A 17,374-nucleotide genomic window follows, 5' to 3' on the forward strand; every position below is an offset into this window, starting at 1 on the left:
TCTCTGGTCCTTTCGGTTATGCAGACTCGCCCTGGGCGAACCGCGTGATGCCCTCGGTGAGTCCGTACTTGGCAATCAGCTTCGACCGGCGTACCCGGTCTTTGGGTTTGGTGGAGAATGTCGCATAGCTGCGTCCGTCGAGATTCAGGCGAACAACTTTGGTGAGTCCGTCGCGGCGCATGTACAGCGCCTCGCGGTCCTGCAAGCTCTCAAAGAGAGCGAGCTGCTGTTCTGTCATCTTGAACAACTCGGCATACCGCTTGCGGTTGAAGGTCGCATCCTTCAAAAACAAGAACGACGTGCAGGAGTTCACGATGGAATCGGCGTTCTCTCCCAAATCCTCTGCCGACTGCCCAATCATCGTGACGCCGCCAAGATTCTTGCGGACGGTCTTGATGGACGCAAGAGCGCCTTCGAGCAACTGACGATTCTTCATTGAAGAGAAAATTTCTCCGATCAAAATGTGCTTGGGAACGCCAAGACTGGCGGGGTCGTAGAGCACATCGTTGATGCGCCGTAGCAGCCATACCATCAGCGGTTCAATCAGGTCGGCATACTGCGCGTTATTGACGCCCTGGAAGTCGAAGCACTGCACACGCGAGAGCGAGAGGCTGTCTTCTACGTTGTCGAAAATGGCGCTGTACACACCTCGCCCAACCCATTTCGAGAGATAGCGGTCGAGCTTCTTGGGAAGGAAAAGATTGGACAGGCGGCGGTTTTCCGGGTCGAGCAGGTAAATGTCCTGCACGGCCTTGTGGATCACATCGTCGTCTTCCGGCTCCAGTTCCGCGCCACCGTTAGTCAGCAGTAGCTTGATGAACGAATACAGGAACTTGATATTGCTCTCGGTCGGCTCCAGAGAGAACAACGCAACGCGAGGGCCATCTTTGCCGATGCGGTCAACGCGACCGCCATACAATTCGACTACGCTTTCATAGCTGCCGCCGATGTCGAAGATGTAAGTGAATCCGCCGTATTTTTGCTCCATCGCAACGGTCGCATTACCGATGACGCTTTTGCCTGAACCTGTGGGACCGATGATGAGCGAGACACGCACACCATCCACATACACGTCCTGAAAGAATGGCGTCCGCGTGCGTGTCTCGAAGACGTTGAGGTATTCGGAATCCAGGTCTTCGGAATGCGGGTGGCCGATGTGCGGCGCAAACACAGAGGACAAACGCGCGTGGTGTTCTTCACTGAGCCACATTGGGAAGACATTGAACTTTCCATTGCCGGGGAACATGGCATAGAAGGCACAGAGATTGCCAAGCGTCTCTTCGATCACCTGCGCCCGCGCATCGACGAAGATCCGATGCACGGCGGGCGCGGCATCGCGTAGCTGCTCCGCACTGTTGGCGGCGAGCAGCAAGCGGAGTGAGTATTCGCCCTGAGCTTTCTTATCCAGTTCGCGGATGACAAGGCTCAAGTCATCGACGCTGCTGTTGGCGGCTTTCGCGCCTGCGCCTGTTTCCAGTGAAGCCGTGTCGCGCCCGCTCATCACGCGGGTCAGCACACCGACTTTGAAAAACGAGATGAACTTCTCCTGCGCGTCGATCTCGCTGCGGGCCGCAGTGGTGGACTTGGGCCGCCATGTCGAACACAGCACGCTATCGCAGTCCAGTGATAGCAGGCCGGAGAAGAGGCACGGTCTCGACGCCTCCGGCGTCGTCTTGAGGGAGTACATCTGCACGTACCGTTTGCCCACGCGCAGATGATCGCTATGCCATGCGACGGGATTGCTAACGATCTGCCGGTCTACCCCCTTATCGTCGCGGAGCTGCGCCTGCGAAGCCCACTCTTCAAGGTTGAACAAATACGAAAAGAACCGGAATGTGCTGTTTTTATCCAGCGGTCGGAGTCCTAACAAACCGCCGAGATGTCCTTCCAGAATTGTTGCCGCCTTCTGAAGTTCCACCAGCATCCGCGATGTGTCGGCGGAGTTCTCCTGTGGCTTGCGGTCGAATGCTTTCAGCTTGGGCGGCTCCAACGTGAGGCACCAGTGAAGATCAACGCGCCGAAAGGCGGCGGTCTTGGCAAGGAAGCCGAGACGGTCATCCACGAATACCTGTGTCACAGGATTGCTATAGTTCTGTTGGCGCGGCAGTTTATAGCCGGACATGACGCGGGTGTACTGATACAGGCACGAACCTTCGGGAAGGCCGCGCAATGCGCCTTCAATCGAGCGCACCCGCGATTCAAGTTCCTGGTCGGTCAATCCTTCTTCATCAATTCCGGTGAGAGCAAACAGGCATCCGTAGCCGCCGCCTTTCAAGGCGAAGATGCTGGGGCCGATGAAGCGTGCAATCGGAACGATGCTGCACGCGGCTCCGGCCTTGGCGAACCACGGAACGAATTTGGCTTGCTCAGTATTTGCGCGGGTCATAATAGGACTTCTGGTTGAGGCTTAGGCCCCACAGTTGAAACATCTTCGGGTGTTTGCGAACGATGAGCCATGCACTCACGGCAAGCGTGGGAAAGGCAACCATCGCCAGCAGGCGAAACCCAACGAGGAAAACCGTTACGCAGACGAAAACAATCGCCATCCATGCGCTGAGGTCCAATCCGAGCTTGGCTCGTGGCCTATTAAGCGCCTGATTGATCGGTAACGGCTCTCCCCGCTTGGCCATGTCGATGCACCTCCTACATCGACTGCCCGGTCAGGCTGCCTATCCATCCGGCTCCCCAACCGAGCACTCCAGCGCCAAAAAGAGCGCCGAAAAGCCCTGGGATTGCGTCTTGAAATCGCCCGCTCATCATGCGGATTCCCGCGAAAATGAGCCCGCCAAGGCAGATGACGGCCCCAGCGTACATGGCGAAAGTTTTGAAAGTTGACATCAGCGTTTGCGCCCCGGAGAAATCCATCGTTCCCTGGGCATGGGCAACGCCGCTTCCAATGCCTGCAAAGAGCAGGGCTGTCAGCGTTGGCCCCATGACATGAATTGCGCTGCGAAGTTTTTGTTTGGAGAAGTGTTCTGCCCACCATTGGGCAGGGAAATTGGACGACCGATTGAGAGGCTTTTCCAATCGGAATGCACGGCGTATTCTGAGCATCTTTGCACCTCCGCTGACCTGGTGTTGTCAGCTAGGCGCAAAACTAAGGGCAGTTCGCGCGAACGTCCAATGACTTTTTGAGCGGCCGTCATTCCAAAATGGAATGACGAGGCGGGGAGCAGGAGCCTCCCGACACGACGCCTAGTGCTCTAACCCTCTTAGGAGCTACTCATCGGCGCGTGCGCGAAGGTGACGTGCGGAACGTTAGCGCTTCTTTGTGACCGCTTTTTTATTTGCCTTGAAGAGGGAAGAGCGCACCTTGCCTACAGACACATTGCGAGATGGGTCTCTGGAGCTTGCGTCGTAGGCAGGAGCTTCCGTTTCTCGTAGCCATTCGTCCACCTGCGCTTCCTTGTGGGTGTTCTCCATATAAAACTCATGTAGTTTTCTCTGCAGCAGGTTCTTATCAGGAAGCTGTGTCTGGTACTCGGCGATCAGGGCTGGGGAGAGGGTGCGACTGAGCGCATATTCGACGACTTCATCACTCTTACTGGCGCAGAGCAGGACGCCGATGGAAGGACGCTCGTGCTCTTTGCGTATATCGCGGTCCAGCGCTTCCAGGTAGAAGCTCAGCTTGCCGAGGTATTCCGGCTCAAACTCAGTCACCTTGAGTTCAAAGGCTACCAAGCAATTGAGACCGCGATGAAAGAAAAGCAGGTCCAATGCAAAGTCGCGCGTACCGACCTGTACCGGAAACTCGGAACCGATAAAGCAAAAGTCACGGCCAAGCTCCAACAAAAATTCTTTCATCCGGACAAGTAAGCCACGGTGGAGTTCGTTCTCAGTATGTTCCTGTGGCAAGCCAAGGAACTCGACAACATAGGCATCCTTGAAAACGTCCTGCGCTTCCGGGTGCGTTTCTGTGACAGAGGGCGAGACCTTTACAGGCGAGAGCACCGCTCGTTCGAAGAAAGCTGCGTTGAATTGCCGTTCCAACTGACGGCTCGACCATCGTTCTTGTACTGCCATCCGAAGATAGAACTCGCGTTCCTCGGGCCGCTTGCTCCGCCCGAGGATGATCAAATTGTGAGTCCACGGCAATTGTCGGGCCAGTGCCCCGACAATTGCCTCACCACAATATGTCTCGTAAAACTGCTTCATTCTGAAAAGGTTATCGCGCGTAAACCCGCGCAAGCCTGGCTGTGTCCGAGCGATGTATTGTGCGAGTTGCAATACGACGCCATCGCCCCACTCCGCGGCAGCGATCTTGCGGCTGATGTGTTCGCCAACCTTCCAGTAGAGGTCAATCAGAACCGTGTTCACCGACTGGAGGGCACGTTCGCGTGAGGCAGAGATCAGCTTGGAAATCTCAGCGAACGTGACTTCATCGAAGTCGACCACCCTGGGGCTCGGCGGTGTGGCCCTAGCGTTCTTTGCCAGTGTCTTGGAGTTCTTCTTCATCAGGTTCAATGTATCAGCGGCTCGCAATATCGTTACGCACGAGAAGCAACTTTCGTGCAGACCTCTGCCGGAGTTCGGCAGAGGTCTGAGTCACATATCCTGGGCAAACTATTTATTCTGACGGCTCTGGTTCCTCTCGAATTGATTGCAGGGGTGCGGAAGGGTGCCGAGACCACGCAGGGAAGACGTGCGGTGGGCAGACACGAGCCAGGGTTATTGGTGACGACAAGTCGGTTTAGCGGTACTAACCGGTGTCGGTAAGCGCATTGCCGATTATTCGCTCAGCGGCATCTATCAGCCTAACTATCCAAGTAGAGAACGTTGATGGTCTCTCTGAACCGTCTCAAATCCTCAAACACATTGAGCAGCCTGTAAACTGCATGAATAGCCACCCTCCGGCTCAGGCACAGTTTCGTGCGAAGGGTAACTGCGTGACGCCTTTTCTTAGTTCGACCTTTATCGACCTGGTCCCCGAGCGCAAAGCGGTCCTCGAGGTGCTTCGCAAGAAGCGCATGCCTCCGTTAGCGATGGAAGATTTTGTAGCCTCCGCAAGGACACCTGCCGACACCGCCCTGAAATACCTACGCAAGTCCGATCTGATGCTGCTCGTGATCGGCTTCAAGGCAGGAAGCCTTCTCCCCGACGGCTCTGGAGCTACCTACACGTCTGCTGAATACGACGAGGTGCTGAAAATGGGAAAGACACCGCTCGTGTTTGTGAAGCAGAAAAAGAAGAAGGGACAACGAAACGCCTCCTGGCACAACGAGGAAACCAATCCGATAAAGAAGAAGGCTCTCGACGACTTCAAAGCCCATGTTGGAGAGCAGTTCACATGGGTCTACTTCACTACGCCGGAGAGCCTTGCCCTGGCTGTCGTTCTGGCACTTGAAGATTGGGAATCTGAAGGCAGGCCTGGAGGCAGAACCACATTCGCCTCGACCTCTGACTACTTCGCAGGGAAGAACCCCACTGGGCATTTTCAGATACTGGATTTTGGTACGACTCTTTTGGGTCGCGAGGAGCAAATCTCCGCTCTCAATGACTTCGCTGCAGATCCCACACAGCGCGTATGCATCTTGAGTGGCAAGGGCGGTATCGGCAAGAGTAAGCTCCTGTTCGATTGGGCGAACTCGAGGCCGAAGGAGGTGATTTTCCTGAAGGACGAACCGTTATGGCTCGGGGATTCAGAAAAAGAGATCCCCGCCGATTGCCAGTTCGTCATCGTTGACGATGCGCACCGTCAGCCCGACTTCGGGAAAACCCTGCAGTTGCTTCAGGACACCACGGCGAACAAGAATCTCAAACTGATCGTCTCAACCCGTCCCGGGAGTAAAGAAGGACTGGTTCAACAAATCAACAAGAAGATCAATACCAGCAAGATCTTGCGATTGCCTGATCTGGAAGACCTTACCAAGGATCAGAGCCGCGCTCTCGCGGAGCAAGTATTGGGGGACGAATTCGGTAACTATGCTGAACATCTCGCGGTCATTGGAAGCAACAGTCCGCTGGTCATCGTCGCCGGGGGCAGACTAATCGCCAGCCGGAAGATAGATCCATCTACGCTGACTACCTTGCAGGAGTTCCGGTCCACAATCTTTGGCAGCCTGCTCGACGAGATGGAGTTGAATGGACCGAAGTTCACGATCGATCCACCTCGTCCCGTCCTCGATCTCATCGCAGCGCTTGGGCCAATCGACGTCGAGAAACCCGAATTTCGGGAGGCCGCGGAGAAGATGCTCGACAGGCGGATTGATGAGATTTTCTCGACGATCGATGTCTTAGTCACCGTTGGCGTCATCACACCACGGTCGAAGCCGACACGAGTCATTCCGGACGTACTCTCGGACTTCCTGCTCGAGGCTCGCTGTCTTGACAGCAGGGGACGATCGACGCGATACGCGGATCAAGTGTACGAAGCGTTCGGCGGGCCTTTCTTGAAGAGCCTTATGCGGAATCTATCAGAGCTTGATTGGCGCCGTGGGCAGGTCGCCGACGCCAGCCTCAATCTGCTGGGGGAGATATGGACTGACATCCATCACCGGTTCCGCTCGGGTGACGAATATGCTCGTCACAGCATTCTGACTGATTTGTCCGGCGCTGCAATTTACCAGCCTGACCATGTCATAGGGCTGGTTCGAACCGCGATCGCCAATCCCATCAAAATCGATCCGACATCGGAGGGGAGCCACTACCGTGTTGGTCAAGATTACGTGCTTTCGGTGCTTCCTGGTCTGCTCGAAGCAACGGCATATCATGTGAACTGGACCACAGAATCCATTGACACCCTATGGGAACTGGCACTGCGGCATGGAGGCGACGCTGAAAGCGCCACAGGCGCGAAAGGAGTGTTGAAACGCCTGTCGTCCTGGCATCGATTCGGCAACCCTTCCTTCAACTTCGCCATGCTGCTGCAGGCGATACGACTCACCCGTCGCGCAGACGCGTTTAAGACCGCGTACACTCCGTTCGCCATTATTCGGCAGATCCTAGAGAAAGACGGGGAGTTCAACGAATGGCAGGATGAGATGACCATGTCCTTCGGGGGCTTTGGCCTCAACTATGCGGCCGTGGGACCAGTCCGGGAGAACGCGATCGATTTTCTCGAATCCGTACTTGAAGAAGATGGCAGGCCCGCGGTGCTCGCCGTCGATATTCTGGAACACTTACTGCACAACTATCTCAATCGGATGGGACGCCCATCGACCGAACATGAGAACGAATGGCAGGGCAACGAACGCCAGCGCTGCCTTCAGGTGCTTATCGGTCGTTATGAGCGCACTGCGAGTCCACAACTCAGGGCGGCGATCTTCGATGCGCTTCGTTCGGCTACCGCCGTCAACTGCCCGGAGTCCATCAGGCAGGCAGCATCTGAAGCACTCGCCACGATTGCCGTAAACGACGAAGTTGCGGTGATCGACGCAATCCGCACCGCTGAACACGAACTTCCGGTCCTCTCAACAGACTTCAGCCACCTAGGCTGGGAAGAGTCCATTACAAAATTGATGGAAAAGGGGCGCGCGAGTTTAGAGCGCCTTATTGCATCGACGGGCAGCCAGGCCCGGTTTACCATTGATCAGACCCGCGCTTGCCTCGAACTGCAAATGACAACCGGCGGCTTCCACCGGTTCATGTTTGCCTTTGCTGATCGCCCCGAGTTTCTCTCTGAGATGGCGGACCAATTGATCACCCATCCGCACTTGGACGAGATGGTAGGTCAACTGTCGTCGGTCATGGGATCGATCCACGCTTCCGATCCAGCGGCGTTTCGCCAGCGGGCTCTCTCGGCGCTCGAAGCTGGTGCAGTGCATGTGATCCATGCCTCGGCGAACAATCTTCGCGTATTCGCGGATGCCACCGAGCAGGACATCGCTGTAATCCAGGCCTACGGGGGCTACCCCGATCCCGTAACAAAACGTGGAGCTATCCACGCGATTGCTTACATGGGAAAGTTCACGGAGCTCCGTCAGAGTCTAAAAGAAGCTGCCCTGTCGATTCACGCCGAAGGGGATAAATTCATCGCCACCGACCTTGTGGATGCCTTTGGGATCTACGGGGTCCCGTTGACAAGCCTGACCCGCGAGGAAGCGGCAGCGGTGGTGATGGAGTTTCTCCCAGTAGAAGACTGGGACCACGATCAGGCCGCCATTCCGCGATTCCTCAGTGTCTTCGTGAACCTGTTTCCGGACGAGACCTACGACCTGTTGCTCAAGCGGATCGAGACGTCTATCCAATCGCGAGTCGCGGGTCGGAGTCGTTACCGTACCTTTGATCTGGTTCGCGGGAGCATCTCCTTCGGCGGGGTCCCCGCCGAGAAGCGTGCCCAACTGGCCAAGGACTGCATCGACCGGGTCATGGCCAGCGAGTCAGTGGAGGAACTTGCCGAGCTCTACTGGGCTGTCGCCGGATATGATACTGCCGCATACGATCAGGTTCTTGTCGCAGCTTCAAACACTACCGACCAGGGCGTGCACAACTTGGTTGTCCTCATCGACAAGGCGATCCCTAACTTTATCTTCATCAACCCGGGCTTTGCGAAAGACCTCGTTAGATCGTTCATCGGCGAACGGAGACAGCTCATAGTAGATGCGCTTGCCAATCAAGTAACCCACCTTGGGTCAGGTGTCTACGCGGGGAGCACAGAAGATTTCATGCAGAACAGGCGCAAGCGAATCAAGGACGGGGTCGCTGCCTTTCCGGAGGAGCCTGGCTTTGAGGATCTTATGCGGGCGCTCAGGCGCTTCGTGTAAATGCGAGATTCGGATGTTGCGCAGATAAGCTACGGAAGACGAAGCAACGGAAGCTGGAAAACAATCGATTTCATAAAGTGCTCTGACTGGTTTCAGTTGAAGCTATGGGAGGGTGCCGGGGCACCCTCCGCACCCTCAAAAGTCGATCGCCCCGCATGTGTTGGCAGACGTCTGCCCAGGTCGATCTCGCTGCAGAGGTTCTGCAGAGGTCGACGCATCTCCATGTAAGCATTCCTCAAGCGATCAACGATTTACGAAGGCCGGCAAAAAGGACAAGGGTGCCGAGAGGTGCTGACAATAACAACCTCAGGTGTTTCGCGGAAAATGCTAAGGTGCGGTAAATGCGTTCTCGTTGCTCATCGGACGCGGCGGTCCTTACTCACGGCATCGCGAGAGAGGAGTGATCAAATATTGGCTTTCCAAGTATTACTCCTTGTGAACCTTGATAGGGCCACGACCGCCAATTCTATTGTGTCGCGCAATCGCATCAAGAGAGTGTTGGATCTTCACGAGAGAGTCCGCGATGGATTTTAGTTGAGCAAGGATGGCTTCTTCCACTGATGTTTGCACGTGTCCTCCAATGTGTATGTCTGCTCGAAGTCGATTGCCATACGCACGAAGGTCTGTTCTTCGCTAAAGCGCACGGAAAAAATAGCTGATTGCAAAACGTTGTCCTTTACAAACCTCGCTTACAGCATGAAATGATTTTGAATCTACAAGCAACGCGACCGCTCTCCCATGTTCGGGGCGGATAATCGAGGCCACATCCCTCTCATTGTTACTATTGAAAAGAACCAAGTGACCGCCATACGCATCATCCCAATGTCGATTGAGGTAAATGTTCAAAACGACGCCAACAACAGACTCATCAGTGTGGAGGCCTATGCCGTTACCGGGCCTGAGTCTATGAGCCATGATCCTCGCTCCTGTGCTCATCTCTCTCTTGAAATGCTCTTCAACTAGCTCCCTCAGTCGTTCAATTGACCGGGATTTAAGTAGCCGGGAAACAGGCGCGGGCAGCTTTGCGCTTCCTACCAATATGCGGTCGTAATCGAAGTAAGAACCGACCGTTTGCTTCCACTCCTGGGACGTCTCTAGCCATTTTAATAACATCTTACTTTCAGTCTTAGTAAAGAACTCATCAGCAATGAAGTGGGGAAAGGGCTTCCGGCGCATCAGGAACCCACTCTGTAACGTTCTTCCATTACGTGTCATAGCTCATGCTCTTTTCGGGAGCGGTCGAAAAGAATACACGACCATGTAGCATTCTCCGGACTCAACTTCGGATAACGCGTGATAGGAGTTAGGTCCAATTTCGAATGCAATCGCGAGATTGTGGGCCTGACTAAAGATTAAGTCCACATCTGTCTCACGGCGAGTTCTCAGGAATACCAACTCACCTCCTTGGCTGGCGATTCTTCCTCTATTCAATTGAACAACTACACGATGACTTTCCGGCTCCTCGCCAAAATCAGTATGAACGCCTATGCCATGACCTTGAACAAATTTGAGAGCCGCAATGTCCACATTGGGCTCTAGGGCGGTCTGGAAATGATTTTCAACCTGACGACGAAGCAGCCCCAGACTTCTTTGCGAGAAGGCTGGCAAGAGATCTTTCGGAATCTCTACATCCATGAGGGGGATGGCAAATTGTTCGTAAAAGGCAGTGCGTCCGTATCGCCAATTAACCTCATCAGCCAGCCATGTGAGCACACGCCGCGAGACCGATTTCGGATAGAACGAGCTATCGACGCAATGCCTAAAAGGCTTCAGCTCCCTTTTGGCTCCTAGTAGTGGTACCCACACATTGACCTCAGATTCTGAATGCTTCAACCGTGAAATTAGCCGCTTGATTATAGCGTGGCTTGTTCCAACTGAGGTGGCACAGTCACTTGCGGCAACCCGGATGACAAGACTCTGTTCGAAACGTGTCTAAAGATATCCTGAAGGTCAGAACAGTAGGCGCTTGGGTTGTCGTAGCGCATCTCATTGGACCACCGATTCGGTACGTAGCCTCCGCCGCAGGCACTGTAGAATCGACACCGCTTGCAGACTCCTGCCAAATCCAAAGATGCATTGAGAACTTCCACCCACCGGGGCGAAGTTACAATCTCTTGGAGATTGTTGGAGGCAAGATTCAAGCCCGCGCAGGCGGCGTTTAGCCCGACGCTGTGAAAGACATCGCAAAGTTCAAACGAACCGTCGGGCGTAATAGCAAATGTTGTCAAAGGACCCAAACCAAGACTTTCACTTGTAGATCGCCTGCCCAAGACACCAAGCAATAGGTTTTCCGCAACGCGAATAGTGATGCCTTGATACCTCAGATCGTCATACCAACGGTCAAAGAGATCCTTGAAATACGAAGCCACAGGCCTGACGATGTCGTGGTGCGTTACATCGGGGAAAAGCACATCAAACCAACGAACATTGAGGTCTTTTACAAAGTGATTACATAAATCCGCGGCTGAAGAGCCAGGATTACATACGGCCAAAACTCCGGGCGTGAAGCCCTCCGATTGAAGCAGATGAAGGGCAGTTACAACCTGGCTATAAGTACCACGCCCAACATGGTCTATACGGTTGTGGTCATGCAGCTCGCCTGGGCCATCCAAACTGAGAGAGGGGCTTACGCGGAAGTAGCGAAAAAGGCTACACCACTCTTCATCTATCAGGATTCCGTTAGTTTGAATAGTCAAGTCAATCGAGCAAGCGAGAGATTCCTGTAAGCGTCTGAGACTAGAGCAGAGTGTGCCAAAGCGTCGTTTTCCGAACAGCAGCGGTTCGCCCCCGTGGAAACATATGGCAAAATGCTTCAGTTGGTAACGAATGATGTGCTGTTCAAGCCGCCGCAATAGGAGTTTCTCAGCATCTCGGGTCAACAGTTTTGACATCGAGTATGCTGATCCATCGCGGAACCAGTAGCAATACGTGCAATTGATATTGCATCGCGAGCAGAGCTTTAAGAGGAGGCTGTCTACAACAAAAGTCCGAAGGAAAGCGCGCGTACGTGTCGAATTGGCCGTGGGGGCGGCAGGTGGTGTGTAGCGCGCAGATCCCAACACATTAATATGAACCGACAAGGTATTTACCTCTCGATTCCAAGCTTCTTCAACACCGCAAGATCTCGTCTCGTGACTTTGGCATCAAAAAGACGGTCATTTCCTATGCCGCCTCTATCAAAGTTTCCCGATCCAGACACACGATCCACGTCGGGATGGAAGTGCTGAGAAGGTTCGGATTGCAAAAGCGAATGATCTAAAATCATTCGACATGCGTGCAGAGCGACGTCGGGATCTTCAGACTTTATCAGTTCTGCGAGACGATCGATGGCACTACCAACGTGGACTCTAGCAAGGCGACGAATCTCATTCTCGATTTCAAGCAGGTTTTCATCTCCTCGAGCGGGCACAGAGTTGCCCGTCAGAGCGTCCACGACTTCGCCGGACCGAGTTCTAATGTTCAGCTTCTTCCCTTCAGATTGAGCTTGCTCCTTCGATATGGAGGGGGCTCTTGACTTGCTCGTTTTCGAACTGCTCCTATCAACCATTGCTTCTCCTAACCTGCCGAAGGGCATAGACAAGGCTGCTGAATTGCCAAGTTCGAGATCTTATACGATGGAGGTCAATTGCCAGACGGCACGATCCAGCGCCAAGATGAGGACACGGAATTATTATCACAACAACCGAAGACCACCAACAGATATCCGGTAGCATGTCTCGATCCGCAATCTGATCGCACCTCGTTGCTCATAACAGCAATGTAATGTGTTCAGGTTCAGCCGACCGGATGCCCGCGAGCAGGACAACTCTTCCAAGCGGCTGAGGCACCCAATTCACAACCCGGCCCAAGAACAAGGGAAACGCTCTTTTAGTGGTCAACGATCCCCCAGGGAAATAGGAGGTCCTCCCTCAGACCACTGCCGTTGCTCGGCAGAGGTCGAGGCATTTCAGCCTAAAATAACCGAGGGTGCTGGCGAGGGTGCTGAAAATCGGAATTCGCGGTTTTCCCAGTGTTTTTGAATGCCCAAGGGTGCTGTAGTTAGCCATCAACGCCCATGAAATCATTTAGATGCAATCAGTTAGCGTAACTGTCACGGCAGAGGTCGCGGGTTCGAGCCCCGTCGTCCCCGCCATAGATTCTAAAAGACTTAGAAGCTATGGCACCCCCAAGTGACAAGCAAATCCAGACACATTACGGGCACAATAAGCGATTACGCTTCTGAACCTGTACGTGTTTGATCCCTCTTTGTGCCCACGCCGGGCACAATCATCTGAACTACCTTGCTCTGTGCGGCACGCTTGTGCGAGTTCACGGCCTGCGTATAAACGTCGAGCGTGATCTTGCTGTTGGCGTGTCGTAAAAGCTCCTGGACGGTCTTCACGTCTTCCCCGTTCGCCTTCAGCAACGTGCCGAAGGAGTGGCGGAAGGTGTGCCAACCGATGTTCTTGTGGATGCCAGCCGCTTTCGCCGCTGGCTTGATGTACCGCTTCATAAGGTTGTCCGGCCAGTAGGGCTGTTTGCCTTTCATGGTCGGGCTAGCGAAGACCCAATCGGACTCCATCGGATAGGGGCAGGTCTTTCTCCAACGCAGAAGATCCTCTGCCATGTACTCGTCCATCGGGACGGGTCTGGCTGACGCCTCTGTTTTGCAGACACCCAATACCTGATGCCAGATGGATTCGGTGACGCGAATCTCCAGATTCTCAAAATCAATGTCATCCCACTTGAGAGCGAGAAGTTCACTCACTCGCAATCCGGTCGCAGCGTCGAGCAATACTAACGTGCGCTCCCTGACGGCCAGTTTGGTGAGAAGTGTCTGGAGTTCGTGCAATTCGAGAACATCGGGAATCTTCTCTCGTTTCGCGCTTTGCCGAACGAGGCGAATCGGATTTCTGTCCGTCCACTCGTACCGCATTGCGTGACTGAAGAGAGCGCTCATAATGTTCCGAATCTTCGCTTTGGTTCCCCTGGCCCGCTCGATGTTACCCAGCCATTCCTCGACGGCTACAGACTTCACCTGCTGGAGCCGGTGATTGCCCCAACGAGGAACAATCCAGACGTTTAGGTAACATTCGTAAGCGGCTCGTGTCGAGTGCGCCTTGCGTCCCTGTTCGTCCTCGGTCAGTTCCTTCAACCGATAATGTTCGATCACTCGATTGCTTCCGCTATGAGCGTTTCTCATTACCTAAACTTTGCAGAAAGATGTTCGTTCTGCGGGCTTCAGGCAGTAATGACAAGAGATAGGAACATAGATTTAAGGAACTTTGCTCCCACGATCAATCATTTCCGCGGAGTAGATCCAATGGCATCCGACTCTTGCAACTGTGACTGCCTGAAGCAATGAAGAGGCGATAACCTCTGCGGGATTCACATGGAGCTTCTTCGGCAGGACAGGAGCCAGGATGCGGAGAAGCGTCAACGCCGCGCCCTCCGCGGCTCTTGATTCATTTCGCTTTCCAGCAATCAGGCTAGGCCTGCAAATCGTGAGGGATCTAAAGCCAATCTGTTGGATATCTCTCTCCACCTCTCCTTTGGTCCTGTAGTAGAAACTTCGAGAATTGGGAGACGCGCCCATGGCACTGACAAGCGCGCAGGTTTCTATACCTGCAGAGTGTGCAGCTTTACCGAACAGCATGGGTAGTTCGTAGTCAACGTAACGGAATGCTTCCTTCGAGCCCGCTTTTGCCTGGGTCGTCCCCAATGTGCAGATGACGGCGTCTGGCTCGTTTGACATAAGGTTTGGAATGAGCTCTTCAAGATGCGATGTGGTCGGATTGACCAGCCTCTCGCTCGGGACCAATGGTTTCCGTGTAGGCGCAATCACCGCAGAAAAGGCGTGATTGGAAAGAGCGAGTTCCAACGTTCGGCTGCCTACTAACCCTGTTGCACCCAGCAGTAACAATTTCATATCGGATCTCCCTCACAGCCTGTTGCTCACCATGACATGTATTACTGACGGTGACTTGTTGCTAAAGAAAGAAACTCAGAACGAGTCGGTTGCGTTTTGAAGCATCCAAGCAACGCAGAAGTCACCGTCTGCGAATGCTGCTTTTCAACTCCTCGCATCATCATGCAAAGGTGCTGTGCTTCGATTACGACCCCGACACCACTGGGCTTGATCGTCTCGTAGAGCGTATCAGCGATCTGCTGTGTGATCCGTTCTTGGACTTGCAACCGCCGTGCGATGGCATCGACCATGCGGGGCAGCTTGCTCAAGCCGATGATCTTCCCTTGAGGAACGTACCCGATGTGAACTTTGCCAAAAAATGGCAGCATGTGATGTTCACAGAGGGAGTACATCTCAATATCCCGCACGATGACCATCTCGTTGTAATCGACGTCGAAGAGCGCGCTCTGCAAGATTTGGCGCGGGTCAAGATCGATACCGCCCGTGAGGAATCGCATTGCCTTTGCCGCGCGCTTTGGGGTGTCAATGAGTCCGTCACGATTCGGCACAGCATCAAAACGACGGATCAATTCGGTGTAGAGATTTTCCGTGCTTATGCCTTCGAGACTTTGCGCTGTTGAAGCGTATTCTTCAGTGGCAACGAGAGTTGTCATATTCCTCCAGTCGCATGCCGCGGAGGGAAGCGAGACTCGCAGTTCTCTTCAGATTTCCTGATGAGCTCTTCCTGCTCAACTGCGGTAGGCTCCTGCATTTTAGACATCACGGCTGTTCACCTTTGAAGTCAACCTTCTCCAGAGGATGTAGGAGACGCTTGAAATGAAAAGGAAGGCTAGCGGCATTAGTGGTTCTCTCTTGTCGCCAGAAAACAGATGGGAGGCAATGGCGCCAAGATAGTCAAAGGTAAAGCCTGCATAGGCCCACTCCTTGAGACGAGGGAGCTTATTAAAGAGAACTGCCGCAGCGCCCAGCAACTTTGCAAGACCTATGATTTTCGCCAAATAGGATGGATAGCCCAGATGATGCAGTACGGGCAGAGATGCAGGGGAGGCGGTAAACAACTCTGGAATTGCCGTTCCTATCATCGGCAAGACAAACAGCAGTGTAAAAACCCAGTAGAAGATTTTCGTACTCTTGCTTGGTGGCGCCATAGCGGCATTCTCCTTAGTGACGCGTTTCCTTGGTGGAATTCAATGTGGTGGGCCCGTTTCTAGTCCAATCCAGTCTTGCCGGGCGCCCAATAGGCCTTCACCTTACTTCGTGCCAGGTCGATGCCGAGGGCAGTAAGCTCCGTTCGGACTGTCTGAATAAACGGGCCACGACCTGTGAGGACAAGTTCGGCTGTCGTGAGTTCTGTCATGGCCATCGCGACACAACGTGCCGCTTCTTGGAGGTGAGATCCGTCTGCGCGCCTCTCGATCAACGAGGTCTCTCGAATACCTAAGAGGTCGAGAGCCATGCGCGATTCTTGGACCGACGACACCTCAAAGACGAAGCGCGACCGGATTTCCGTGTCAAGATGAGTCTGCAACGCACTCGCGACCCCGAATGAGGTCTCGTCGCCAAACAAGACCGCTGGTTCGGTGATGGACGAAAGTGGCAAGGAGGAGCGTGGCCCCATGAAATGGCACTCGTCCGAAACCTCGACGGAGGCTGCCCAGTCAGACCCGGGACCTCCTCCGTGTAAGAAAGCCAGCAGCCGCAGTTGCTCGCTAGACGGATCGATGGAGATGGGTGTGTAGACCCGCTTGCCGCCAGCGATGATGCCGATCTTATCGCCCGGATTCCAGACCGTCTTTCGAAAGACCTCCGACTTGAGGTCGATCAAGCGAAAGTGTTGCCCGATTGGGGTGACGGCAGCTACACGCGCAACCGACCCAATCCGTTCACCGACAAACCCAACAATCGCATTTTTGACAACTGACATTTGATCTCCTCAATCTCCAACGGGCCTGCTTACTTCACCATTACCTTAACCATCAACCGCCGCCACAAGGCATCGGGCAATATCCGATTCATCCAAAAGAACGGTCCTGGCTTGGCGAGGTAACGAAGTCGATTGCCCGAATCATTCGCCGCCCGGTAAATGACTTTGGCAACTTCGATTGGCTTTGCCCCTCTAGAGTTTCCTTGGGCAAACACTGCCAAGAATTTGTCCATACTTATTCGGTAGGGTTCACTCACCGCCACTTGCTTGCTCCCGCTGCCGAATTCAGTCGTGATGCTGCCGGGCTCGATCATCTTGACGCGGATGTGAAAGGGTTCCAGCTCATAGCGCATCGCTTCGCTCAAGCCTTCAACGGCGAACTTCGTCGCGACGTAAGACGATGCGTAGGGCAGAGCCAGACGGCCCACGATAGAAGAGATGTTGATAATCAAGCCCTCGCCGGCGGCTCGCATGACGGGAAGGATTTGCTGCGTGACCCCGATGAGGCCGAACAGATTAGTTCCAAATTGCTGTTGAACTTGCTCTGTACTGATCGCTTCAATCGGTCCAAACAAGCCGTAGCCTGCATTGTTCAGGAGCACGTCGATCTTCTTGTAACGATTCAATGCATCGTTGATAGCGCGCGCTATAGAATCAGCTTTCGTCACATCCAGTGCGAACAAGCTGATCTGCGGATGCTTGAGCACAGGATCGGCCTTCAGTGGATCACGCATCGTCGCCGCCACATTCCAGCCCTTCTCGGCGAAGTAAAGCGCAGTCGCCCGTCCGATACCGCTTGAGGCACCCGTTATCAAAATAGTTTTTGCCATAAAGCTCCTC

At 54.0% G+C, this 17,374-nt stretch carries 15 protein-coding genes; 1 reads left to right on the forward strand and 14 read right to left on the reverse strand.

The window, feature by feature from the left end:
• Positions 1–16: 16 nt before the first annotated feature.
• From GSQ81_RS08665 to GSQ81_RS08680, 4 genes are all read right to left on the reverse strand, one after another.
• Complete coding sequence (locus GSQ81_RS08665) at positions 17–2,386, reverse strand: VirB4 family type IV secretion system protein (protein WP_158910387.1); 2,370 nt, start codon at positions 2,384–2,386, stop codon at positions 17–19.
• Positions 2,367–2,630 carry a VirB3 family type IV secretion system protein gene (locus GSQ81_RS08670; RefSeq protein ID WP_158910388.1) on the reverse strand — a complete coding sequence of 88 codons (264 nt, stop codon included), beginning with the start codon at positions 2,628–2,630 and terminating at the stop codon, positions 2,367–2,369. Before GSQ81_RS08670 ends, GSQ81_RS08665 begins: the two co-directional genes overlap by 20 nt.
• Positions 2,631–2,643: 13 nt before the next feature.
• Positions 2,644–2,934 (reverse strand): hypothetical protein, encoded by a 291-nt coding sequence (locus tag GSQ81_RS08675; protein WP_254060293.1) that lies wholly within the window; start codon positions 2,932–2,934, stop codon positions 2,644–2,646.
• Positions 2,935–3,258: 324 nt separating this feature from the next.
• On the reverse strand, positions 3,259–4,455 hold the full coding sequence (locus GSQ81_RS08680) for a YhcG family protein (protein WP_158912132.1): 1,197 nt from the start codon (positions 4,453–4,455) through the stop codon (positions 3,259–3,261).
• Between the two features lie 431 nt (positions 4,456–4,886).
• Between GSQ81_RS08680 and GSQ81_RS08685 the strand changes: the two genes are divergently transcribed.
• Positions 4,887–8,702 (forward strand): DUF4062 domain-containing protein, encoded by a 3,816-nt coding sequence (locus tag GSQ81_RS08685; RefSeq protein ID WP_216846409.1) that lies wholly within the window; start codon positions 4,887–4,889, stop codon positions 8,700–8,702.
• Positions 8,703–9,335: 633 nt separating this feature from the next.
• Here the strand turns inward: GSQ81_RS08685 and GSQ81_RS08690 are convergent.
• The 10 genes from GSQ81_RS08690 to GSQ81_RS08735 form a co-directional block, all read right to left on the reverse strand.
• On the reverse strand, positions 9,336–9,917 hold the full coding sequence (locus tag GSQ81_RS08690; protein WP_158910390.1) for a 2OG-Fe(II) oxygenase: 582 nt from the start codon (positions 9,915–9,917) through the stop codon (positions 9,336–9,338).
• Positions 9,918–9,920: 3 nt separating this feature from the next.
• Positions 9,921–10,535 carry a cyclophane-containing peptide 2OG-Fe(II) oxygenase YhhC gene (gene yhhC, locus GSQ81_RS08695; RefSeq protein WP_158910391.1) on the reverse strand — a complete coding sequence of 205 codons (615 nt, stop codon included), beginning with the start codon at positions 10,533–10,535 and terminating at the stop codon, positions 9,921–9,923.
• A gap of 20 nt (positions 10,536–10,555) precedes the next feature.
• Entirely contained in the window at positions 10,556–11,764 is a 1,209-nt protein-coding gene (locus GSQ81_RS08700; protein WP_256369686.1) for a radical SAM protein, read from the reverse strand.
• A 23-nt stretch (positions 11,765–11,787) separates the two neighbouring features.
• The gene (locus GSQ81_RS08705) at positions 11,788–12,249 is read right to left on the reverse strand and encodes a hypothetical protein (protein ID WP_158910393.1); all 462 of its coding nucleotides are present in this window, start codon (positions 12,247–12,249) and stop codon (positions 11,788–11,790) included.
• A gap of 663 nt (positions 12,250–12,912) precedes the next feature.
• Positions 12,913–13,854, reverse strand: coding sequence for a site-specific integrase (locus tag GSQ81_RS08710; protein ID WP_158910394.1), 942 nt, complete (start codon positions 13,852–13,854; stop codon positions 12,913–12,915).
• A 102-nt stretch (positions 13,855–13,956) separates the two neighbouring features.
• Complete coding sequence (locus GSQ81_RS08715; protein ID WP_158910395.1) at positions 13,957–14,610, reverse strand: NAD-dependent dehydratase; 654 nt, start codon at positions 14,608–14,610, stop codon at positions 13,957–13,959.
• A gap of 41 nt (positions 14,611–14,651) precedes the next feature.
• Positions 14,652–15,263 carry a GTP cyclohydrolase I FolE gene (gene folE, locus GSQ81_RS08720; protein ID WP_158910396.1) on the reverse strand — a complete coding sequence of 204 codons (612 nt, stop codon included), beginning with the start codon at positions 15,261–15,263 and terminating at the stop codon, positions 14,652–14,654.
• 99 nt (positions 15,264–15,362) lie between these two features.
• A complete protein-coding gene (locus tag GSQ81_RS08725; RefSeq protein WP_158910397.1) occupies positions 15,363–15,758 on the reverse strand; it encodes a DoxX family protein in 396 nt (131 codons plus the stop codon).
• 59 nt (positions 15,759–15,817) lie between these two features.
• Positions 15,818–16,534, reverse strand: coding sequence for a siderophore-interacting protein (locus GSQ81_RS08730; RefSeq protein ID WP_158910398.1), 717 nt, complete (start codon positions 16,532–16,534; stop codon positions 15,818–15,820).
• Between the two features lie 29 nt (positions 16,535–16,563).
• Positions 16,564–17,364: an SDR family oxidoreductase gene (locus GSQ81_RS08735; protein WP_158910399.1), complete on the reverse strand. Its 801-nt coding sequence runs from the start codon at positions 17,362–17,364 to the stop codon at positions 16,564–16,566.
• Between the last annotated feature and the right edge of the window lie 10 nt (positions 17,365–17,374).

Origin of the sequence: Granulicella sp. L56 (genome assembly GCF_009765835.1) — a bacterium.
Classification (GTDB): domain Bacteria; phylum Acidobacteriota; class Terriglobia; order Terriglobales; family Acidobacteriaceae; genus Edaphobacter.

What these genes read in the sequence shown, in the direction of transcription:
- GSQ81_RS08665 (WP_158910387.1), bottom strand. Translation starts at nt 2,386, where the DNA reads ATGACCCGCGCAAATACTGAGCAAGCCAAATTCGTTCCGTGGTTCGCC.
- GSQ81_RS08670 (WP_158910388.1), bottom strand. Translation starts at nt 2,630, where the DNA reads ATGGCCAAGCGGGGAGAGCCGTTACCGATCAATCAGGCGCTTAATAGG.
- GSQ81_RS08675 (WP_254060293.1), bottom strand. Translation starts at nt 2,934, where the DNA reads ATGGGGCCAACGCTGACAGCCCTGCTCTTTGCAGGCATTGGAAGCGGC.
- GSQ81_RS08680 (WP_158912132.1), bottom strand. Translation starts at nt 4,455, where the DNA reads ATGAAGAAGAACTCCAAGACACTGGCAAAGAACGCTAGGGCCACACCG.
- GSQ81_RS08690 (WP_158910390.1), bottom strand. Translation starts at nt 9,917, where the DNA reads ATGACACGTAATGGAAGAACGTTACAGAGTGGGTTCCTGATGCGCCGG.
- GSQ81_RS08705 (WP_158910393.1), bottom strand. Translation starts at nt 12,249, where the DNA reads ATGGTTGATAGGAGCAGTTCGAAAACGAGCAAGTCAAGAGCCCCCTCC.
- GSQ81_RS08715 (WP_158910395.1), bottom strand. Translation starts at nt 14,610, where the DNA reads ATGAAATTGTTACTGCTGGGTGCAACAGGGTTAGTAGGCAGCCGAACG.
- folE (WP_158910396.1), bottom strand. Translation starts at nt 15,263, where the DNA reads ATGACAACTCTCGTTGCCACTGAAGAATACGCTTCAACAGCGCAAAGT.
- GSQ81_RS08725 (WP_158910397.1), bottom strand. Translation starts at nt 15,758, where the DNA reads ATGGCGCCACCAAGCAAGAGTACGAAAATCTTCTACTGGGTTTTTACA.
- GSQ81_RS08730 (WP_158910398.1), bottom strand. Translation starts at nt 16,534, where the DNA reads ATGTCAGTTGTCAAAAATGCGATTGTTGGGTTTGTCGGTGAACGGATT.
- GSQ81_RS08735 (WP_158910399.1), bottom strand. Translation starts at nt 17,364, where the DNA reads ATGGCAAAAACTATTTTGATAACGGGTGCCTCAAGCGGTATCGGACGG.